Here is a 20249-nt window from a genome sequence, read left to right as displayed (position 1 = left end):
TCGCGACAACCAGCTTGGAAGGCTGGAGCTCTACCAACTGAGCTACTTCCGCATAACAAAAGCGTTAACTTTTGTGGGTGCAAATATACTTTAAAAGTTTTAGTAATTGCAAATTTTTTTTGATATTTTTTTCAAAGCTATTGCACTAACTTTACCCTAAAATTAACGCCTTTCTCTAAAAGATTAACTTTTAATGAGTTATATAATTATGGAAATTAAAAAAATTAGTTCGGTTGAAACATATCCTGTGCGTCATGAAGTTTTAAGAAAAGGGAAACCAATTGAAACTTGCATTTTTAAAGGAGATGATGATGAACAAACAATACATTTGGGATTATTTTTAGATGACCAACTCGTGGGAATTATCTCTGTTTTTAAAGAACAAAATAATTTATTCTCTGAAACAAATCAATTTCAAATAAGAGGAATGGCCGTTTTAGAAGAATTTCAAGGAAAAGGATTGGGGACCAAACTAGTAAAAGAAGCTGAAAAACACTGTATTAACTTGAACGCAAATGTAATTTGGTTCAATGCACGAGAAAATGCAGTTCCGTTTTACGAAAAATTAGACTATAAAATTATTGGCGATTCTTTTTTAATTCCAGAAGTTGGCATTCATTTTGTTATGTATAAGAAAATACACTAAGAAGTTATTTGATAATTCTTCTTATATTTATAACACAATTGAGATTTCATGAAAAAAATTACGTTACTCCTCTTTATTTTCACTCTAATTTCGTGCAAGAAGGAACCTTTACCTATTGCGTTTGACAATAGCATTATTAAAGATACCGTTCTAAATGTAATTATAAGACCTATTCATCCAGATTTACTGAGTGAAAAATCAGACAGTATAAAATTATATTACAAGAAACTGAATTTTCATGAAATTTGGTATTTAGATGAAAACAGGAAAGATTTAATAAATGAGATTAAATTTTGTTATCAGGAAGGTTTAAACCCAAAAGATTACGAAATCAATATTATTGAAGATTTAGAAAACAAAAGAGCAACACTGAAAGATGGAGATATTGTAAAATATGACATTTTGCTTACGGAAACTTTTGAAAAATTAGCCAATCATCTACACAAAGGAAAATTAAACCCAAAAGAATTATACTCTGATTGGGATTTGAAACCAAAAGAAATTGCACTTTCTTCATTGTTAGAAAATGCCATTAAAGAAAAAACAGTTGCTTCCACTTTTAAAAAAATAAAACCAAATCATATTGTTTATCAATCTCTTAAAAAGAGTTTAGTTGAAATTGATAAATTTCCAAACGTTACTTTTGAAAAAATTGCTATCAAAAACAAAATTGTTCTAGGCGACACTTTACCCGAAATGGTAAAAATCAAAAAACGTTTAGCGTATTGGAAAGATTATCGTAATAAAGATAGTGTTATCACTTGGGCATATGATTCATTAACTTTTAAAGCCATAAAACGTTTTCAAACGCGTCATGGATTGGCCGCAGATGGCGTTATTGGAATTGGAACTTTAAAAGCATTGAATACTTCTAAAAACGATCGAATAGAACAAATATTTGCTAATTTAGAACGTTGGAAATGGTATCCTTCCGATTTAGGCGAACAATATTTAATTGCGAACATTCCAGATTATATGTTGCATTATGTTAGAGATAATGACACCATTGCAAGTCATCGAATTGTGGTGGGAACACCGAAAAGAAAAACTCCAATTTTAAGTTCAAAATTATCCAATTTTGTATTTAATCCAACGTGGACAATTCCACCTACAATTATAAAAGAAGATTTAACTCCATCTGCTTCAAAAAACCGAAATTATTTTTCATCCAGACAGTTAACCATTTACAATAATGAAGGTAAAGAGGTAAGTCCGAATGATTGGAATCCTGCTAAAGCAAACAATTATAAATACGTTCAAAAACCCAGTTACAATAATTCTTTAGGATTAGTAAAGTTTAATTTTGTAAATCGTCATTCGGTTTACTTACACGATACTAATCATAGAGATTACTTTGTAAAAACATATCGTTCTCTAAGTTCGGGCTGTGTTCGAGTTGAAAACCCATTAGTTTTAGCGAAACAGATTTTAGTAAAAAGCAATCCGGAAAAATGGAGTGGCGACGAAATGGATGCAATAATTAAATTAGAGAAAACAAAAACAGTATCTGTAAAAGATACTGTAAATATTTATATATGGTATTGGACCAGTTGGATTGAAAATGGTAAACTTCAATTTAGAGAGGACATTTACGACCTTGACAAAGCGTTATTTGAAAAATTACGAAATCGCGAGTAAGAAAACTTTGTATCAACTAAATCAATAAAAAGCGATTACATAAATGACAACTTAAAATTAAATCTTCATTTATGAAACTAATTTTGATTTTACCACATAAGTTCTTGATGGATGATAGATAAAAATACAAGATTTTCCTTTGATAGTTTGAATCAATTCTTCGTGAATTTCATATGGAACGGCTGGACAACCTTGGCTTCTTCCTAATCTTCCTGTGTTTTTAATAAATGATTTGCTCACATAATCAGCGCCATGAACTACTACTGCTCTATTGCGAGCATTATCATTAATTCCATATTCCATTCCGTCTAAACGTAAAGACAATCCGTGTTTTCCATTGTAAACTTCACCTGTAATATAAAATCCTAAACTACTTTTAAAAGATTCATTTGCATTTGAAAAGTCGGTTGCATATTCTAAACCGGAATTTCTACCATGTGCTACAAGTGATTTTAAAATTATTTTTTGAGTTTTCATATCAACAACCCACATTCTCTCTTGAATAGATGACAAACTAAAATCAACAATAGTCAAAATTTCATTTTCAATTTTACCTTGTTGTTTTAATTGTTCATACCCTTCAAAAGCAGCTACAAAACTCTCAAAAGAAGGTAATGAAAAACCATTTGCATCAATCAATGTGTAAAATGATTTACTTTTTGCTTCCACAGTGGCTTTTTTGTTTGCAGCAATTAATTTTGGATCTGTAATTTTAACTTCATTATTTTTGTCATCTATTGTATTTAAAGGCTTAAAAGAAAAAACGCAAAATAAAATTAGGGGAAAAATTCTGTAAATCATTGTTAATCTTGTAGTTATATTGTTGTTGAGATGCGCCAAATATATTTATTATTTTTAAACCAACAAATTTTTTAATGTATTTTATCGAAAATTTTAACCTTTCGTCGATTATTCTCACAAAAGTTAAACATTATATAAAAAAAGTAGACATATAATACATTATCCTAATTTTGCGCAATATAGTTTCATTTATGTCAAAGAAAATTATTTTCCTCCTAACACTTGCAATTAGCGTTTCAACTTTTACTTATAGTCAACAAAAAAAGACAGTAAGAGCTCATAAATTGACAGAAGCTATCAGTATTGATGGCGAATTAAATGAAACAGTGTGGAAAAATGCAGAAGTAGCAACTGATTTTGTTTCTTTAGAACCAAAAAACGGCACTCCAATTCCTGAAGAATTTAAAACCGAAGTGAAAATTTTATATTCTAATGACGCTATATATATAGGAGCTGCATTGTATGACCCTAATCCTGAAAAAATATTAAAAGAACTTGTTGAACGCGATAATGTTGGAACTTCCGATTTTTTTGGTGTATTTATTAATGGATATAATGATGGTCAGCAAGAATTTAGATTTTTTGTAACGGCTGCTAATGGTCAGATTGACACCAATTTTACTTCATCTGAAGGAGAAGATGGTTCATGGAATGCCATTTGGGAAAGCAATGCTAAAATTACCGATTTTGGTTATGTAGTAGAAATGAAAATTCCTTACGCGGCTCTTCGTTTTCCTGAACAAGACAAACAAACTTGGGGACTTAACTTTTTTAGAGAAGTTAGAAGAGAACGCCAAAAATACACATGGAGTCCAATTGATAATAAAATTGGAGCCATTTCTCAACAAGCTGGTATTTTAACAGGTATAGAAAACATCAAAACTCCTACCCGATTGTTTTTAATTCCTTATTCTTCTTTTTATCTTTCAGGAAGTGAAACCCAAAAAACTAAAGGTGAATTAAAAGGCGGATTGGATATCAAATATGGGATAAACGATGCTTTTACTTTAGATGCTATTTTAGTTCCCGATTTTGGTCAAACCAAATTTGATAATGTCATTTTAAATTTAGGACCATTCGAACAACAATTTAACGAAAATCGACCTTTTTTCACAGAAGGAACAGACTTATTTAGCAAGGGTAATTTGTTATATTCGAGAAGAATTGGGGCTACACCAAATTTAGACCTTAATTTAGATGAGAACGAAAGAATTTTAAAATTTCCATCGGCCATTAATCTTTTGAATGCAATGAAAATTTCAGGAAGAGATAAAGATGGTTTAGGAATAGGATTTTTGAATGCAATTACAGAGAAGACTACCGCAACTGCTTTTAACGAAGTTACAAATAATTCTCGTGAAGTAGTGATTTCACCATTAACCAATTATAACGTTACCGTTTTTGACCAACGATTCAATCAAAATTCTTCAGTTACTTTTATCAATACTAACGTAACAAGAGATGGAAGTTTTAGAGATGCAAATGTTTCAGGGTTATTATTTAATTTAAACAACAAAGATAATTCTTACAATTTGTCTGGAGAAGTTAAAACTAGTAGCATTTATGATGAAAAAAGTTCAAATGGCTTAAACACTTCTTTGTATTTTGCAGATACTAATGGAAAATATCGATATAGTTTAGGTGGCAATTATGTTTCAAAAGATTATCAAGTAAATGATTTAGGAATTAACTTTAGAACTAACTATTATTCGTTTTCAGGAAATGCAAGCTATCGTATTCTAAATCCAAACAAAACATTTAATACCTTTAGAGTTAATTTAAATTCTTACTTTGAATTTTACACGCCTACTAACCAAATTCAAGCAAGTAATTTTAATGCTAACATCAATTCTACTAATAAAAAAAATCACTTTTTTGGGGGAGGAATCAACTTTAATCCTTTTAAAAATTACGATTATTATGAGCCTCGAGTTGCCAACAGATATTTTGTAAATCCTGAAAACATTGGCGGTTGGATTTATTTTTCTTCTAACTATAATAATAAATTTGCAATTGATTTTGAACCTTTCATATCGCATGTTATCAATGAAAACCGATATGAAGCTGGCGTAAATATTAGCCCAAGATATCGTTTTAGTGATAAATTGTCATTAGTTTATAGTTTCAACTATTTCAAACAAAAAAACGACATTGGTTGGATTGATTTTGAAAACTCTAACATCATTTTTGCCAGAAGAGATAGAGACACTTATACCAATTCTATCTCAAGTAAATTTTCTATTAGTAGTGTTATGAACTTTAACTTGTCTGTAAGGCATTATTGGTCGTTAGCAGAAAACAACAAAATAAACAACCTAAACGATGATGGAAGTTTATCAACAAACACCACTTATACAGGTAATAGAAATTCAAATTTTAGTACTTGGAATTTGGATTTAAGCTATTCTTGGTGGTTTGCTCCAGGAAGTCAAATGTCTATTTTATATCGAAATAATGCGGCATCATTTAATCGTCAAATTAACAAAGACTTTAGCTCAAATTTTTCTACTTTATTTGAAGATAATTTGAATCATGTTTTATCTATAAGTGTACGTTATTTCATAGATTACAATCAAGCTAAAAACTGGGTAAGAAAAGGATAATTCACTTAATCGTTTTCGTAATTTTACGTCACTTTTTCGTTCAAAAATTTACCAAATGTTTATCTTTGTACAAACACACAAAAATGAACAAAAAAGTAATTTTAATGATATTAGACGGCTGGGGAAAATCTCCAGATCCGAGAGTTTCTGCCATAGACAACGCCAATACCCCTTTTATAGATAGTTTATATACAAAATATCCAAATGCCCAACTAAGAACTGATGGCTTAAACGTAGGTTTACCCGAAGGTCAAATGGGAAATTCAGAAGTGGGCCATATGAATTTAGGCGCTGGTCGAATTGTGTACCAAGATTTAGCAAAAATAAATTTAGCCGTTCAAAACAAAAACGTAAATCAAGAAAAACCACTTATTGATGCGTTCAAATATGCGTTAGAAAACAATAAAAAAGTACATTTTTTAGGATTGGTTTCTAATGGTGGCGTGCATTCTCATACCTCGCATTTATACGGCTTATTAGATGCTGCGCAAGAATATGGTTTAGAAAAAATATTTGTTCACGCTTTTACCGATGGTCGTGATGTAGATCCAAAATCGGCTTTATTAGACATCGCAAATTTAGAAGAATATGTAAAAGATTCTAATGCAAAAATTGCAACTGTAATTGGTAGATATTATGCAATGGATCGAGATAAACGTTGGGAACGCGTTAAATTAGCTTATGATTTATTAGTAAATTCAATTGGTCATCACACCACAAATTTTGTTGAGAGCATACAAAAAAGTTACGACGAAAATGTAACCGATGAGTTCATTAAACCTTTAATTAAAGTGAATGAAAACAACGAGCCATTAACAAAAATTGAAAATGGCGATGTCGTAATTTTCTTCAATTTTAGAACCGATAGAGGAAGGGAATTAACCGAAGCTTTATCTCAAAAAGATTTTCATGAGTACAACATGCACAAATTGAATTTATATTATGTTACCATGACCAATTACGACGACACGTATAAAAATGTTCATGTAATTTACGACAAAGATAATATTACCCAAACTCTAGGCGAAGTTTTAGAAAAAGCCAATAAAAAACAAATCCGTATTGCTGAAACTGAGAAATATCCGCATGTTACTTTTTTCTTTTCGGGCGGAAGAGAAGAACCTTTTACAGGCGAAACTCGCATTTTGAAAAATTCTCCAAAAGTAGCTACCTACGATTTACAACCCGAAATGAGTGCTTTTGAACTAAAAGACGCACTAGTTCCTGAACTTAAAAAGAGAGAAGTTGATTTTGTTTGTCTAAACTTTGCTAATGGCGATATGGTTGGGCATACAGGTGTAATGTCAGCAGCAATTAAAGCTTGTGAAGCTGTTGATGTTTGCGTAAAAGAAATAGTTGAAACTGCTTTAGAAAACAATTACACTACAATAATAATTGCAGACCACGGAAATTGTGAAACTATGATTAACCCTGATGGTTCACCAAATACGGCACATACAACTAATCCAGTTCCAATTATTTTGGTGGATAAGGATTTGAAAACAATACATGATGGCGTTTTGGGTGATATTGCTCCTACTATTTTAGATTTGATGGGAATTGAAAAACCTGCAGTAATGACATGTCATTCTTTATTGTAAAATTTTACTTCTAATAAATTAATTATATGAGATTCATTTTTATTGAATCTCTTTTTTTTGCTCTAACATTTCTAAATTAAAAGTTAAACTTTTATATATTGATAGTAATACTATTATATTTGCATTGTTAAATATCGTTTTATGCAAAACTTACTATCTAATTTAAAAATAACTATTAACGAAAAATTATACGTTAAAGATCCCGAAACCTCTGAATTAGGACGTAATATTCTAAAAAATAGTATTTTACTAATCGATGAAATTGGCTTTGACGCATTTACATTTAAGAAGTTAGGAGAGAAAATTCAATCTAACGAAAGTTCTATTTATCGTTATTTTGAAAATAAGCACAAACTATTGGTTTATTTAACTTCTTGGTATTGGTCTTGGATGGAATACCGCATGGCTTTTGCTACAACGAATGTTTCCAATGCATTTGAAAAATTAGAAAAAGCCATAAAGTTAGTAACTGAAAATGTAATTGACGATAATTCAACACCTCATATCAATGAAGCTATTTTAAACAGAATAATTATTGAAGAATTCACTAAAACTTTAATGACAAAAGAAGTGGATAACGAAAATAAAGAAGGTTTCTTCTTAGTATATAAAAGAGTTATTAATCGAATTGTGGATATTATTATTGAAGTTAATCCTGATTATCCCTATGCAAAAAGTCTAGCATCTAATATTGTAGAAGGTGCATTACACCAACATTTTTTGAAAAATCATTTAAAAACTATTACTAATTTATCTGAAAAAGAATGTGCAACAGAATTCTACACAGATATGGCTAAAAAAATATTACTATGACCCCTTTAAAAAGATTTAAAAACCTAATTTTAATTGACAAACAAGATATTTATCAAATCTTCTTGTACTCTATTATTGCGGGTTTAATAAGTTTATCATTACCATTAGGAATTCAATCCATAATTAATTTTATTCAAGCTGGTAAAGTAAGTACATCTTGGATTGTATTAGTTGTTATTGTTGTAGTTGGAGTAGCATTTGTAGGTTTACTTAAAATCATGCAATTTCGAATTACAGAGAATTTACAACAAAAAATATTTGTTCGTTCGTCTTTTGAATTTGCTTATCGCTTTCCAAAAATAAAATTCAATGAATTACACAATCATTATCCGCCAGAATTAGCCAATCGTTTTTTTGATACTTTAACAGTACAAAAAGGATTTACAAAATTATTATTAGATATCTCTGGAGCTGCTTTACAGATTATATTTGGAATTATATTACTTTCTTTATATCACTCTTTCTTTATCTTCTTTGGAACTATCTTATTATTATTGTTGTATTTAATTTTCAAAATGAACTTTAGTATTGGATTAGAAACCAGTTTAAAAGAATCTAAATACAAATACAAAGTAGCTCATTGGCTCCAAGAAATTGCACGAAATCACTTGAGTTTTAAAAGCAATTTCATATTTAATTTTTCGCTACATAAAAATGATAAGTTAGTAAATGAATATCTAAAGCAAAGGGAAAATCATTTTCAAGTTTTGTTAAAACAATTTATTCAATTAACAGGATTTAAAATTATAATTACAGCAGGATTATTAATTATCGGAGGATTATTAGTGATTAATCAGCAAATGAATATTGGTCAGTTTGTTGCAGCAGAAATTATCATTTTAAGTATCATTGCAGCGGTTGAAAAATTATTTTCTGGCTTAGAATTATTTTATGATGTATTAACATCACTTGAAAAATTAGGTTCAGTAGTTGATATGGAATTAGAAGAAGATATTCAAAATTCAAACTATTTGGTTGACAAAAACAAAATTACTATTGAAACAGAGAATTTATCTTTTATCTATCCAAAATCAGACAAAGAAATAGTTAAAAACATCAATTTATCTATAGAGCCAAAACAACACACTTTAATACTAGGTGAAAATGGTTCGGGTAAAACAACACTGATGCGATTATTAGCTCGATTAATTGAACCAACTTCGGGAAGTATATTCATTAATAATACAAATTATAAAAAATATTCTTCAGATGAATATCGTTCGAAAATTGGAATCATTACCGCACATGAAATGCCTTTTGAAGGTACTATTTTAGAAAATATTACATGTAATAATCCAGAAATTAAAATGGATACGGTATTTGAATTAATTGAAAAATTAAAATTAACCGAAGCCATTAAAGCATTACCAAAAGGATTAGACACAACAATTTCATCTGAAGGAAAGCAAATCAATTCCTCTACTATTCAAAAAATAGTATTAGCGCGTTGTATCATAAACAATCCAAAATTGTTGTTTTTAGAAAATCCTTTGGATAAATCTGACGAAAAAACTTGCCAAGAAATAATCGATTATTTAACAGATGATAAACATCCTTGGACATTGATTGTCATTAGTAAAAATCCATATTGGAAAAAGCTTTGTAAACAGACTATTCTTTTAGAAAAAGGAGAAATTAAATCGATTTAAACTATGTTAAACATCACAAAAAATAGAATTGATCAATCCATTAAAATGGACCAATTCAAATCAACTCAAATATTTAAAGCTGAGAAAGATTACAAAGTAATTCGTAAAATTATTTGGGCTTTTGTAATCCTTGTTGTGCTTTTTCTATTTCTTCCATGGACTCAAAACATTCAAGGTGATGGAAATGTTACCACATTAAGACCAAATCAACGTCCACAAACCATACAAACTATTATTGCGGGTAAAATTGAAAAATGGTATGTAAATGAAGGTGATTTTGTAAAAAAAGGCGATACTATCTTATTTATATCTGAAGTAAAAGAGGATTATTTAGATCCAAATTTAATTGAAAATACCGGTAATCAAGTAAAAGCAAAAGAAAATGCTGTCATTTCATATGCAGACAAAGTAAAAGCTCTTGAAAATCAAATGTATGCTATTGAAAACGAAAAGAATCTAAAACTGAAACAAGCGCAAAATAAACTTAAACAAGCCTATTTAAAAGTACAAAGCGATAGTATTGATTTTGAAGCCACGAAAACCCAACTCAAAATTGCTAAAACACAATATACGCGTTCAGTTAACTTAAATAAAGAAGGTTTAAAACCTATGACCGATGTTGAGGAAAAACGAATGAAACTTCAAGAAACAGAGGCAAAAATCATTACGCAAGAAAACAAATACATTGCTAGTAAAAATGAGGTCTTGAATGCCACAATGGAACTTAACAGAATTAGTGCCGAATATGCAGAAAAAAATGCTAAAGCAAGTAGCGATAAACAAACTGCCTTGAGTTCGCAATTTGATACCGAAGCACAAGTTAACAAACTCAAAAATCAATATAAAAATTATCAGATCAGAAATGGATTGTATTACATTACTGCTCCACAAGATGGTTATGTAAACCGAGCTTTACAATCGGGAATAGGTGAAACTATAAAAGAAGGAACTGCAGTGGTGAGCATTATGCCTTCAAAATACGACATTGCAGTGGAAACTTATATCGATCCAATTGACTTTCCGTTAATCAACAAGGGTGAAAAAGTAAGAGTTTGGTTTGATGGATGGCCAACTATTGTTTTCAGCGGATGGCCTGATATTTCGTATGGAACGTTTGGAGGTGTAATTGTAGCAAAAGAAAATTTCATTAGTCCAAACGGTAAATACCGTGTGTTAATTGCACCCGATCCAAAAGATAAAAAATGGCCTGAACAACTTAGCATTGGTGCCGGAACACAGACTTTAGCATTATTAAACGATGTACCAATTTGGTTTGAAATTTGGCGAACTCTAAACGGTTTCCCTCCTAATTTTTACAAACCTACAACAACTGAAAACACAAAAAAATAATGAAATCAAGACTGTTTTATATCTTTATTATTATTTGGAGTTCACTGAATTTATTAGGGCAAAATAATCCTAAAGAATTCACATACAATGAATTTTTAGGTTATGTAAAAAAATATCATCCTTTAGTAAAACAAGCCGATTTAAAACTGAATGAAGCACAAGCCAATTTAATGCAAGCTCGTGGTGCTTTTGATCCAAAAATTGAAGTAGACTTTAATGAGAAACAATTTAAAGATAATCAATATTACTCTATTTTAAACAGTAGTTTTAAAATCCCTACTTGGTATGGTATTGAATTAAAAGCAGGATTTGATAATGCTGAAGGAATGTATGTAAATCCAGAAAACACCTTACCAAATAGCGGTTTAACTTCATTTGGAATTTCAGTTCCTGTGGGTCAAGGGTTGTTTATTAACCAAAGAATGGCTGATATAAGAAAAGCAAAAATTGCACAAAGTTTGAATGCAGCCGAGCGAAAGTTACAAGCTATTGAAGTTTTACATGAAGCTTCGGTAAGTTATGTAAATTGGAAAAGAGCTTTTGATGAGATGAAATTGTATGAAAACTATCTTGTTAATGCTACAACTCGATATAAAGGCGTTGAAAAACTAATTTCAGAAGGCGATAAACCAGCTATTGATAGTATTGAAGCAGGAATTTTAGTAAAAACAAGATTATTAAATTTAGAAGATGCTAAATTAAAACTTACAAAAGCCAAGTTAGAATTATCTAATTATTTATGGTTAGAAAACAATGTTCCATTAGAGTTAAATGATGATTTAATTCCTGAAATCACATTATCAAAAACCATAAAAGAAGTTTTACAGGTAAATGAATTAAGCCCAATAGATTTAAATAATCATCCGAAAATTCAAGCACTAGATGCTAAAATTGCAATGCTAAAAGTGGATAAAAAATTAAAAGCTAATGCTCTCTTACCTAAACTTGATGTAAGCTACAACTATCTATCAGAACCTAGTTACATTGATAATTATCGATTTGAAGATTATAAAATTGGGGTAAATTTCTCTTTTCCGCTTTTTTTAAGAAAAGAGAGAGCTGGAGTAAAATTAGCTAATATTAAAATTCAAGATTCCGAATTTGGATTGCAATTTGAACGAAAAAGTTTAGAAAACAAGATAAAATCACAACAGCAAGAAATTACTTCTTTAGAAAAACAAAGAGAATACATCCGAAAACTGGTTCAAGATTATAACACATTATTGAATGCAGAAGATCGTTTATTTGAAATGGGAGAAAGTTCACTTTTTATCATTAATTCCAGAGAAAACACATTAGTAACTTCTCAATTAAATGAAATTGGACTAGAAAACAGGTACTTAAATGTAGTAATCGGTTTATATAGAACTCTTTCAAATGTAGAGTAAATAAATAAGCCTTCGCAATGCGAAGGCTTATTTTCGTTTATATTAAAAAATATATTAGTAACGACCTCTGTTGTTATCTCTATTATTAGAATAACCTCCTCTACTTCCACCTGAATTACGATCGAAACTTCTTCTTTCGCCTTCTGGTTTTGGTTCAGATTTGTTAACCACGATTTTTCTACCTTCGATAGTTCCACCGTTTAATTCGTCGATTGCTTTTTGAGCTTCCGCATCGTTAGCCATTTCAACAAATCCAAATCCTTTACTTCTTCCGGTAAATTTATCAGAGATAATTTTAACTGAATCAACAGCTCCATACTCTTCAAAATAACCTCTTAAATCTGCTTCCTCTACACTGAAAGGAAGACTTCCTACAAAAATGTTCATCTATGAAAAATTTAATTCCTTACAAAGGTAGACTATTTAATGTTGCTAAAAGGTTAAAGTTTGATTTATTTTCAAAAAAGAAGATTTTTATATAAAAAATTAAAAATCAAAATGTTATATTTTTAAAAAAATTTCATTCCAAAATTAATTTTTTTGAAATTTTTTTATCATAAAAAAAGACAATCTCACGATTATCTTTCTGTACTAACTAATTTTTTAATTATTTATGGCAACCTATCATTTCCAAATAAGCTTTTTCAACAGCTTCTTGATGATTTGGATGCGCAATTTTAACTAACTCATTAACACGTTGTTTTAGTGTTTTACCATATAAATCGGCAATACCGTTTTCTGTAATAATGTAGTGAGCATGCGCTCTAGTCGTTACTACTCCTGCTCCCTGTTTCAAATAAGGGACTATTCTACTTTCACCTCTTTTAGTAATGGATGGTAAAGCAATAATCGCTTTTCCTCCTTCACTTAATGATGCTCCTCGTATAAAATCCATCTGACCACCTACACCAGAATACATCGTACTACCAATAGAATCGGCGCAAACTTGTCCAGTTAAATCAACCTCAATTGCAGAATTAATCGCTACCATTCTAGGATTTCTACGAATTCGTGCCGTATCATTTACCATTGAAGATTCTTTCATTTCAATGAATGGATTATCATCTACAAAATCATACAAACGTTTAGAGCCCATCAAAAAAGTTGCTAAAGCTCTACCACGTAAAGTTCCTTTGTAATTACAATTGATAACATCTTTTTCTATTAAATCGATAACACCATCAGAAAACATCTCCGTGTGTAGTCCTAAGTCTTTATGATTTGTTAATTTACTCAGAGCTGCATTGGGTATAGAGCCAATCCCCATTTGAAGTGTACTTTTATCTTCAATTAAAGAAGCTACATACGTTCCTATTTTTTCTTCTTCCACAGTAAAAGGAGCTACTTCATGAGCATAAATTGGCAAATTAACTTCTACTAAATAATCAATTTCAGAAACATGTAAAATACCATCACCAAAGGTTCTTGGCATTTGCGGATTCACCTGTGCCACAACAATTTTAGCATTTTCAATTGCCGCTACAGAAGCTTCAACCGAAACTCCTAAAGAACAATACCCATGACTATCTGGAGGCGATACATGAATGAAGGCTACATCAAGTTTTACCACATTTTTTCTAAACAATAAAGGCAATTCGCTCAAAAAAACGGGTGTATAAGATCCATTTCCAGCTTTTAAAGTATGACGAACATTGGCGCCAATAAAAAAGGAATTAACATGAAAACTTTCGGCTAATTCAGGATTTGCATAAGGTGCATCGCCTTCGGTGTGTAAATGACAAATTTCAACATTTCTAAGCTCAGAAGCTCTATCCGTTAGTGCTCTTGTTAAGATTGTTGGAGTGGCTGCAGCAGCCTGAACATAGACCCTATCCCCACTTTTTACTACTTGTACAGCTTCCGCTGCGGTTACATATTTTCCCATACCTAATGAAATTAATACCGCAAAATTATGCTCTAATTTAGGCATAAAATATGACAATTCTCATATTTAGTTTCAGGTTTTGAGTTTAAGTAATAGGAATAATAGATTGTAATTGAATTTTGAATTTGTTCTTGTAATTGAACTTGAATTCGTACTTTTGCTTCGAAATTTTGCATTATGATTGTAATAAAAACATTAGAGGAAATTGAATTAATGCGCGAAAGTGCTTTGATTGTTTCTAAAACACTAGGAATGATTGCTAAGGAAATTAAACCTGGCGTAACTACTTTATATTTAGACAAATTAGCGGAAGACTTTCTACGTTCGCATGGAGCTGAACCTGCATTTTTAGGTATGTACGGATTTCCAAATTCGCTTTGTATGAGTCCAAACACGCAAGTTGTTCATGGTATTCCAAATAATATTCCGTTGCAAGATGGCGATATTATTTCAGTAGATTGTGGTGCTTTGAAAAATGGTTTTTATGGTGATCATGCCTACACTTTTGAAGTAGGCGAAGTAGCTCCAGAAACAAAAAAATTGCTTCAAGTTACAAAAGAATCGCTTTACGTGGGAATTCGTGAAACTAAAGTTGGGAATCGTGTAGAAGATATTGGATATGCCATTCAGCAATATTGTGAAAAACATGGATATGGTGTGGTTCGCGAATTATGCGGACATGGATTAGGTAGAAAAATGCACGAAGATCCAGAAGTTCCTAATTATGGAAAACGAGGTCGCGGTAAAAAATTAGTTAACGGAATGGTAATTGCTATCGAGCCCATGATTAATATGGGAACCAAAAACATCAAACAACATAAAGATGGCTGGACAATTACAACAGCAGATGGAAAACCAAGTGCACATTTTGAACATGATGTAGCAATCGTTGACGGAAAGCCAGAATTGTTATCTACTTTTGCTTATATCTATGATGCTTTAGGAATTGTGAGCAATGAAGAAGATGGCTTAAGACAAAAACCATTAGTATTATAATGAAAAAATTATTTAAACTTATTCTTAACACCATTCCTCGTCCAATATTAATTAGATTAAGCATTGTTGTGCGACCTATTTTGGCTTTTTTATTGAAAGGAAATCGTTTTACTGATCCTATTGATGGAAAAAGCTTTCGTATGTTTTTACCTTATGGATACGGAACACAGCGAAACAATGTTTTATCTCCCAGTACACTTTCTTTAGAAAGACATCGCTTATTATGGCTTTATTTACAAAACGAAACCGATTTTTTTACGGCTCCAAAGAAAGTATTGCACTTTGCTCCTGAACAAGAATTTTACAAACGTTTTAAAAAACAATCGAATTTAGACTATACCACTACCGATTTGTTTTCCCCTTTAGCAGATGTAAAAGCAGATATTTGCAATTTACCGTTTGAAGACAATTCATATGATATGATTTTATGCAATCACGTTTTGGAACACATTCCAGATGACACGAAAGCCATGCAAGAATTATATCGTGTTTTAAAACCTGGTGGAATGGGAATTTTTCAAATTCCACAAGATTTATCAAGAGCAACTACTTTTGCGGATGATACGATAACTGACCCAAAAGAAAGAGCTAAAATCTTCGGACAATATGACCATGTGAGAGTTTATGGTAGAGATTACTTTGACAAACTAAGAAGCATTGGCTTTAAAGTAGATGAAGTAGACTACACAAGAACAATAACTCCCGAATTAGTAGAAAAATATTGTTTAGCAAAAGGAGAAATTATTCCAGTGTGTTATAAGTAAAGAAAAAGGCTTTCAAATTGAAAGCCTTTTTTTACTCTTTGATTAACTTTTTGAAATTATCTGTACTGAACTGATGCATCTTATTATTGGCATCCGAATACAAAAGCATTACATGCAACTCTGGATGTTTTTGAAGAAATATTTTACTTTCTTCTAAACTCATTAACATAAAAGCTGTGGCATAACCATCAGATAATCCTGCAGATTTTGATAAAACGGTTGCACTTAAAACGTTGTTCTTTTGAGCTAAACCTGTCTTTGGATTGATTATATGAACGAATTTTTCCCCTGTTTTTTCATCAATCATAACTTTACGATAGTTACCAGAAGTTGCCATTCCTAAATTTTCTAAATTAACTTTGGCAATTAAAGTACGTTCTTCAGGTTTTTGTAATGGATCGTCGATTCCTACGACCCAATTTTTATTGTCAATAGTGTTTTTTCCTAAAGCGAATAATTCGCCACCAATTTCAACAATTGCATTTTCAATTCCTTTTGATTTTAAATAATTCACTACAACATCTACCGAATATCCTTGAGCTATTGCATTAAAATCGATGAAAGTTTGGTTGTGCTTTTTTGAAATGGTTTGATTTTCATTCAATTTAATCTTATCAAAACCTACAAATTGTAACAAACTATCGATTTGCTTTGAAGATAAATCCTGATGCTTTTTATTTGGTCCAAAACCGTAAGCATTTACTAACACACCAATAGTTGGATCAAATAAACCGTCTGTTTCTTTAAATATTTGATTTGAAAGTTGAAACGTTTCAATAAAGAAATTATCCACTATAACGGTTGAATCTCCGGCATTAATTTGAGAAATCTTAGAATCAGTTCGATAGGTAGAAAGTGACAAATCGAAAGCGGTTAACAAAGAATCTATTTGGTTCTTAGTTACTTTTTCCTCGGTTGAAATGTATTTTATAGAATAAGTACTTCCTTGTGCTTCACCTTGAAAAGTGTAAAAATCAGTGGTTTTATGACATGAAACCAATAAAAGAACTACAACTAAAAAACTACAAAATCTCTTTAATTCCTTCATAATTTAAAATATAATCTTGACTTTTTAAAATAGGCTTTTCAAAATCTTCAGCATTAGCAAAGCCAACACCTGCAAATAAAACTTTAGCATTTTTGCTTTTTGCATGATTGATAAAGGTTTCCATGAACACAACATCGTATTCATTTGGATTTTCAGGATAAGTTACCGCTTGTACCATCACAAAATGCAACGTATTCGTAGGTTTATCAACACAAATAAATTGCGGATGTTTTTTCAATTGGCTATTGATAGCAATGAACTCAAATCCTTGTTTTTCGAGTTCTTTTCCCACGTGATTCATGGCCAAATGATGTAAGTCTTGTAGTGATAATGGTTCCATGTTGCAAAGGTAGTTATTCTATTTGAAAGCATAAAAAAACCGACTCATTTCTGGAATCGGTTTTAAAATTATTTTTATCTATAATTACCATACACATCCAATTTTGCAACTGCTCTTTTAAGAGGCTTTTTCCAAGTTTGACCTTCTTCATATTGAAACTCTTCATGAACTGGAAGATTAAAATAGATTTCAGCATATTTAGGTTTTTCAACATTAAATTTTACAAAAAACTTTTTACCAATTAAAAGATTTTTCATTTTGTCAACATTAGATATATGCTTACGATAAACAGAATTATTAGCTGCATTATCAGCGGAAGAAATGTCATTAATAAGATTACCATTACGCATATAGGTATAATAAACATTGTAACTTTTTTTGGCATAATTATAGTTAACTACCTCTCCAACCGTGTACAATGTTTCACCTTCATCAAAATATTTTTTCTTTTCTAAATGAATTGTATAACCATAAAAAATGAATCCAAATATTACTGAAAAAGCTATAATTGTAATACTATTTTTAATCAAAAAATCTTTCATTCCTCGTTACATATCGAAATTAAACAATTCCAAAAATAAACAATTTCAAATTCAAACATAAAAAAACCGACTCATTTCTGAATCGGTTTTGATATATAAAATTTGGATTAACCTCCGAAGTCGTCGAAACGAACATTTTCTTTTGGCACACCCCAATCGTCACACATTTTAACAACGGCTTGATTCATCATTGGTGGTCCACAGAAATAGAATTCGATATCTTCTGGTGAATCGTGTAATTTCAAGTGATTATCAATAACTACATTATGAATAAACCCTACGAAACCATCACCTTCTCCATGTGGTCCATCTTTTACTTTCCAGTTATCTTCTGGTAAAGGTTCAGATAAAGCAATATGGAATTTGAAGTTAGGGAAATCTTTCTCTAAAGCTCTAAAGTGATCTACATAGAATAATTCACGTTTAGAACGACCTCCGTACCAATACGTAACTTTTCTTCCTGTTTTCACTGTACGGAATAAGTGGTATAAGTGCGAACGCATTGGCGCCATACCAGCACCACCACCAATATACAACATTTCAGCTTCAGACTCATTAATGAAAAACTCACCATAAGGACCAGAAACAGTTACTGTATCACCAGCTTTTCTAGAGAATACATAAGAAGAAGCAATACCTGGATTAACTTTCATCCAATCGTTAGTAGCTCTATCAAATGGAGGCGTTGCAATACGAACGTTTAACATAATCTTTCTACCTTCAGCTGGGTAAGAAGCCATAGAGTAAGCTCTTTCAACCAATTCGTTATTTTTCATAACTAATGGCCATAATTTAAATTTATCCCACTCTAACTTAAACTTCTCTGGTTCACCTGGATGCTCCACTGGGTGAGCTGTGATGTCGATATCAGTAAATTTAACTTCACATGGTGGAATTTCGATTTGGATATATCCTCCAGCTTCATAGTGCATATCTTCTGGTAACTCAACAATAAACTCTTTAATGAAAGAAGCTACATTGTAGTTAGAATATACTTTTGCTTCGAATTTTTTGATACCAAAAATTTCTTCTGGCACTTCAATTACCATGTCTTGTTTTACTTTAACCTGACATCCTAATCTCCATCCTTCAGCTAGTTCTTTACGTGTAAAGTTTGGTATTTCTGTTGGTAAAGGCTCTCCTCCACCATCTAATACTTTACATTTACATTGTAAACAAGAACCTCCACCACCACATGCAGATGGTAAGAAAATTTTATTATTTCCTAAAGTAGTTAAAAGTGTACTTCCTCCACCTACTTCGATTTCATTTTCACCGTTAATTTTAATCTTTACAGCACCTGAGTTTACTAATTTAGATTTTGCATATAATAGCATAAACACCATTAGTAAAATAAGCGCTAAGAAAGCTAAAATCGAATATGTAATTAATTCAAACATAATTTCAATTTTTAATGTTATACTATTATTTAACTACTTGAGTTGAATCTACTTTTACAGAATCTACAGCTACTTGAACTGAATCAACCGCTGGAGTTTCAACAGCTGCAGGAGCTGGAGTTTCAACTTTTGCCTCAGGCTTTTTGTTTAATGCGTTAAGGTCAATACCTCCAAAACTCATAAAACCAACAGCCATTAAACCTGTTAAAATAAAAGTAATTCCTAAACCTCTTAATGGAGCTAACACATTAGAATATTCCATTTTCTCACGAATAGCAGCTAACGCAACAATTGCGATTAACCATCCTATACCAGATGATAAAGCAAAAGTAGTTACATGTCCAATGTTTTGATAAGTTCCTGTATCAACACGTAATTGCATAAATAATGACCCTCCTAAGATTGCACAGTTTACCGCAATAAGTGGTAAGAAAATACCCAATGAGTTGTATAACGAAGGAGAGAATTTCTCCACAATCATTTCTACTAATTGTACTAAAGTTGCTACTACAGCAATAAAAATAATTAAGTTTAAGAAACTTAAATCCATATCTTTTAAAGATGGATCTAACCAACCTAAAGCTCCAGCTTCTAAAACATATTTATAAATTAAATAATTTAAAGGAGCCGAAATTACTAATACAAATGTTACCGCAATACCTAATCCAATAGCAGTTGAAACCTTTTTTGAAACCGCAAGGTAAGAACACATTCCTAAGAAGTATGCAAACACCATGTTATCAATAAACATGGATTTTAAAAATATATTGATATATTCAAACATA

Annotated in this window: 18 protein-coding genes; 10 read left to right on the top strand and 8 right to left on the bottom strand. The window is 30.9% G+C overall.

Annotation, left to right across the window (positions count from 1 at the left end; genetic code table 11):
* Positions 1-193: 193 nt before the first annotated feature.
* Both V7P59_RS12470 and V7P59_RS12465 read left to right on the top strand, forming a co-directional pair.
* Entirely contained in the window at positions 194-646 is a 453-nt protein-coding gene (locus V7P59_RS12470) for a GNAT family N-acetyltransferase (protein ID WP_333810483.1), read from the top strand.
* Positions 647-694: 48 nt separating this feature from the next.
* Positions 695-2284 carry a L,D-transpeptidase family protein gene (locus V7P59_RS12465; RefSeq protein ID WP_333810482.1) on the top strand — a complete coding sequence of 530 codons (1590 nt, stop codon included), beginning with the start codon at positions 695-697 and terminating at the stop codon, positions 2282-2284.
* 69 nt (positions 2285-2353) lie between these two features.
* On the opposite strand, the gene V7P59_RS12460 is transcribed toward V7P59_RS12465, so the two are convergent.
* Positions 2354-3085, bottom strand: coding sequence for a murein L,D-transpeptidase catalytic domain family protein (locus V7P59_RS12460; protein ID WP_333810481.1), 732 nt, complete (start codon positions 3083-3085; stop codon positions 2354-2356).
* A 191-nt stretch (positions 3086-3276) separates the two neighbouring features.
* Between V7P59_RS12460 and V7P59_RS12455 the strand changes: the two genes are divergently transcribed.
* The 6 genes from V7P59_RS12455 to V7P59_RS12430 all read left to right on the top strand — a co-directional run bounded on the left by V7P59_RS12455 (position 3277) and on the right by V7P59_RS12430 (position 12489).
* Complete coding sequence (locus V7P59_RS12455) at positions 3277-5688, top strand: DUF5916 domain-containing protein (RefSeq protein WP_333810480.1); 2412 nt, start codon at positions 3277-3279, stop codon at positions 5686-5688.
* Positions 5689-5771: 83 nt separating this feature from the next.
* The gene (gene gpmI, locus V7P59_RS12450; RefSeq protein ID WP_333810479.1) at positions 5772-7289 is read left to right on the top strand and encodes a 2,3-bisphosphoglycerate-independent phosphoglycerate mutase; all 1518 of its coding nucleotides are present in this window, start codon (positions 5772-5774) and stop codon (positions 7287-7289) included.
* Positions 7290-7430: 141 nt separating this feature from the next.
* The gene (locus V7P59_RS12445) at positions 7431-8102 is read left to right on the top strand and encodes a TetR/AcrR family transcriptional regulator (protein ID WP_333810478.1); all 672 of its coding nucleotides are present in this window, start codon (positions 7431-7433) and stop codon (positions 8100-8102) included.
* Positions 8099-9751 carry a peptidase domain-containing ABC transporter gene (locus V7P59_RS12440; RefSeq protein WP_333810477.1) on the top strand — a complete coding sequence of 551 codons (1653 nt, stop codon included), beginning with the start codon at positions 8099-8101 and terminating at the stop codon, positions 9749-9751. Before V7P59_RS12445 ends, V7P59_RS12440 begins: the two co-directional genes overlap by 4 nt.
* A 3-nt stretch (positions 9752-9754) precedes the next feature.
* Complete coding sequence (locus V7P59_RS12435) at positions 9755-11101, top strand: HlyD family secretion protein (RefSeq protein ID WP_333810476.1); 1347 nt, start codon at positions 9755-9757, stop codon at positions 11099-11101.
* Positions 11101-12489 (top strand): TolC family protein, encoded by a 1389-nt coding sequence (locus V7P59_RS12430; RefSeq protein WP_333810475.1) that lies wholly within the window; start codon positions 11101-11103, stop codon positions 12487-12489. Before V7P59_RS12435 ends, V7P59_RS12430 begins: the two co-directional genes overlap by 1 nt.
* Before the next feature lie 54 nt (positions 12490-12543).
* On the opposite strand, the gene V7P59_RS12425 is transcribed toward V7P59_RS12430, so the two are convergent.
* Positions 12544-12876, bottom strand: coding sequence for an RNA recognition motif domain-containing protein (locus V7P59_RS12425; protein ID WP_333810474.1), 333 nt, complete (start codon positions 12874-12876; stop codon positions 12544-12546).
* 220 nt (positions 12877-13096) lie between these two features.
* Positions 13097-14374: an acetyl-CoA hydrolase/transferase family protein gene (locus V7P59_RS12420; RefSeq protein WP_333810484.1), complete on the bottom strand. Its 1278-nt coding sequence runs from the start codon at positions 14372-14374 to the stop codon at positions 13097-13099.
* 177 nt (positions 14375-14551) lie between these two features.
* On the opposite strand from V7P59_RS12420, the gene map reads away from it, so the two are divergent.
* Together map and V7P59_RS12410 are read left to right on the top strand one after the other, a co-directional pair.
* Positions 14552-15370 (top strand): type I methionyl aminopeptidase, encoded by an 819-nt coding sequence (gene map / locus V7P59_RS12415; protein WP_333810473.1) that lies wholly within the window; start codon positions 14552-14554, stop codon positions 15368-15370.
* Positions 15370-16134: a class I SAM-dependent methyltransferase gene (locus V7P59_RS12410; protein WP_333810472.1), complete on the top strand. Its 765-nt coding sequence runs from the start codon at positions 15370-15372 to the stop codon at positions 16132-16134. Before map ends, V7P59_RS12410 begins: the two co-directional genes overlap by 1 nt.
* A gap of 31 nt (positions 16135-16165) precedes the next feature.
* On the opposite strand, the gene V7P59_RS12405 is transcribed toward V7P59_RS12410, so the two are convergent.
* From V7P59_RS12405 to nqrE, 5 genes are all read right to left on the bottom strand, one after another.
* On the bottom strand, positions 16166-17182 hold the full coding sequence (locus V7P59_RS12405) for an FAD:protein FMN transferase (protein WP_333810471.1): 1017 nt from the start codon (positions 17180-17182) through the stop codon (positions 16166-16168).
* The gene (locus tag V7P59_RS12400) at positions 17157-17522 is read right to left on the bottom strand and encodes a Na(+)-translocating NADH-quinone reductase subunit F (protein ID WP_333810470.1); all 366 of its coding nucleotides are present in this window, start codon (positions 17520-17522) and stop codon (positions 17157-17159) included. Before V7P59_RS12400 ends, V7P59_RS12405 begins: the two co-directional genes overlap by 26 nt.
* 74 nt (positions 17523-17596) lie before the next feature.
* Positions 17597-18064, bottom strand: coding sequence for a hypothetical protein (locus V7P59_RS12395; protein WP_333810469.1), 468 nt, complete (start codon positions 18062-18064; stop codon positions 17597-17599).
* A 107-nt stretch (positions 18065-18171) separates the two neighbouring features.
* Entirely contained in the window at positions 18172-19464 is a 1293-nt protein-coding gene (gene nqrF / locus V7P59_RS12390; RefSeq protein ID WP_333810468.1) for an NADH:ubiquinone reductase (Na(+)-transporting) subunit F, read from the bottom strand.
* Between the two features lie 25 nt (positions 19465-19489).
* Positions 19490-20248, bottom strand: a complete 759-nt coding sequence (gene nqrE / locus V7P59_RS12385) for an NADH:ubiquinone reductase (Na(+)-transporting) subunit E (RefSeq protein WP_333810467.1) — start codon at positions 20246-20248, stop codon at positions 19490-19492.
* Position 20249 lies beyond the last annotated feature (1 nt).

Origin of the sequence: Flavobacterium sp., assembly GCF_036782315.1 — a bacterium.
GTDB lineage: Bacteria > Bacteroidota > Bacteroidia > Flavobacteriales > Flavobacteriaceae > Flavobacterium.
Note: the sequence above shows the minus strand (reverse complement) of the source record. Positions and strands in the feature narration are given on the sequence as shown.

Coding starts and splice junctions, on each gene's coding strand:
- V7P59_RS12440 (WP_333810477.1), top strand. CDS start 8,099: ATGACCCCTTTAAAAAGATTTAAAAACCTAATTTTAATTGACAAACAA.
- V7P59_RS12445 (WP_333810478.1), top strand. CDS start 7,431: ATGCAAAACTTACTATCTAATTTAAAAATAACTATTAACGAAAAATTA.
- V7P59_RS12405 (WP_333810471.1), bottom strand. CDS start 17,182: ATGAAGGAATTAAAGAGATTTTGTAGTTTTTTAGTTGTAGTTCTTTTA.
- V7P59_RS12410 (WP_333810472.1), top strand. CDS start 15,370: ATGAAAAAATTATTTAAACTTATTCTTAACACCATTCCTCGTCCAATA.
- V7P59_RS12420 (WP_333810484.1), bottom strand. CDS start 14,374: ATGGGAAAATATGTAACCGCAGCGGAAGCTGTACAAGTAGTAAAAAGT.
- V7P59_RS12400 (WP_333810470.1), bottom strand. CDS start 17,522: ATGGAACCATTATCACTACAAGACTTACATCATTTGGCCATGAATCAC.
- gpmI (WP_333810479.1), top strand. CDS start 5,772: ATGAACAAAAAAGTAATTTTAATGATATTAGACGGCTGGGGAAAATCT.
- V7P59_RS12470 (WP_333810483.1), top strand. CDS start 194: ATGAGTTATATAATTATGGAAATTAAAAAAATTAGTTCGGTTGAAACA.
- map (WP_333810473.1), top strand. CDS start 14,552: ATGATTGTAATAAAAACATTAGAGGAAATTGAATTAATGCGCGAAAGT.
- V7P59_RS12465 (WP_333810482.1), top strand. CDS start 695: ATGAAAAAAATTACGTTACTCCTCTTTATTTTCACTCTAATTTCGTGC.
- V7P59_RS12455 (WP_333810480.1), top strand. CDS start 3,277: ATGTCAAAGAAAATTATTTTCCTCCTAACACTTGCAATTAGCGTTTCA.
- V7P59_RS12435 (WP_333810476.1), top strand. CDS start 9,755: ATGTTAAACATCACAAAAAATAGAATTGATCAATCCATTAAAATGGAC.
- V7P59_RS12425 (WP_333810474.1), bottom strand. CDS start 12,876: ATGAACATTTTTGTAGGAAGTCTTCCTTTCAGTGTAGAGGAAGCAGAT.
- V7P59_RS12395 (WP_333810469.1), bottom strand. CDS start 18,064: ATGAAAGATTTTTTGATTAAAAATAGTATTACAATTATAGCTTTTTCA.
- nqrF (WP_333810468.1), bottom strand. CDS start 19,464: ATGTTTGAATTAATTACATATTCGATTTTAGCTTTCTTAGCGCTTATT.
- nqrE (WP_333810467.1), bottom strand. CDS start 20,248: ATGTTTGAATATATCAATATATTTTTAAAATCCATGTTTATTGATAAC.
- V7P59_RS12430 (WP_333810475.1), top strand. CDS start 11,101: ATGAAATCAAGACTGTTTTATATCTTTATTATTATTTGGAGTTCACTG.
- V7P59_RS12460 (WP_333810481.1), bottom strand. CDS start 3,085: ATGATTTACAGAATTTTTCCCCTAATTTTATTTTGCGTTTTTTCTTTT.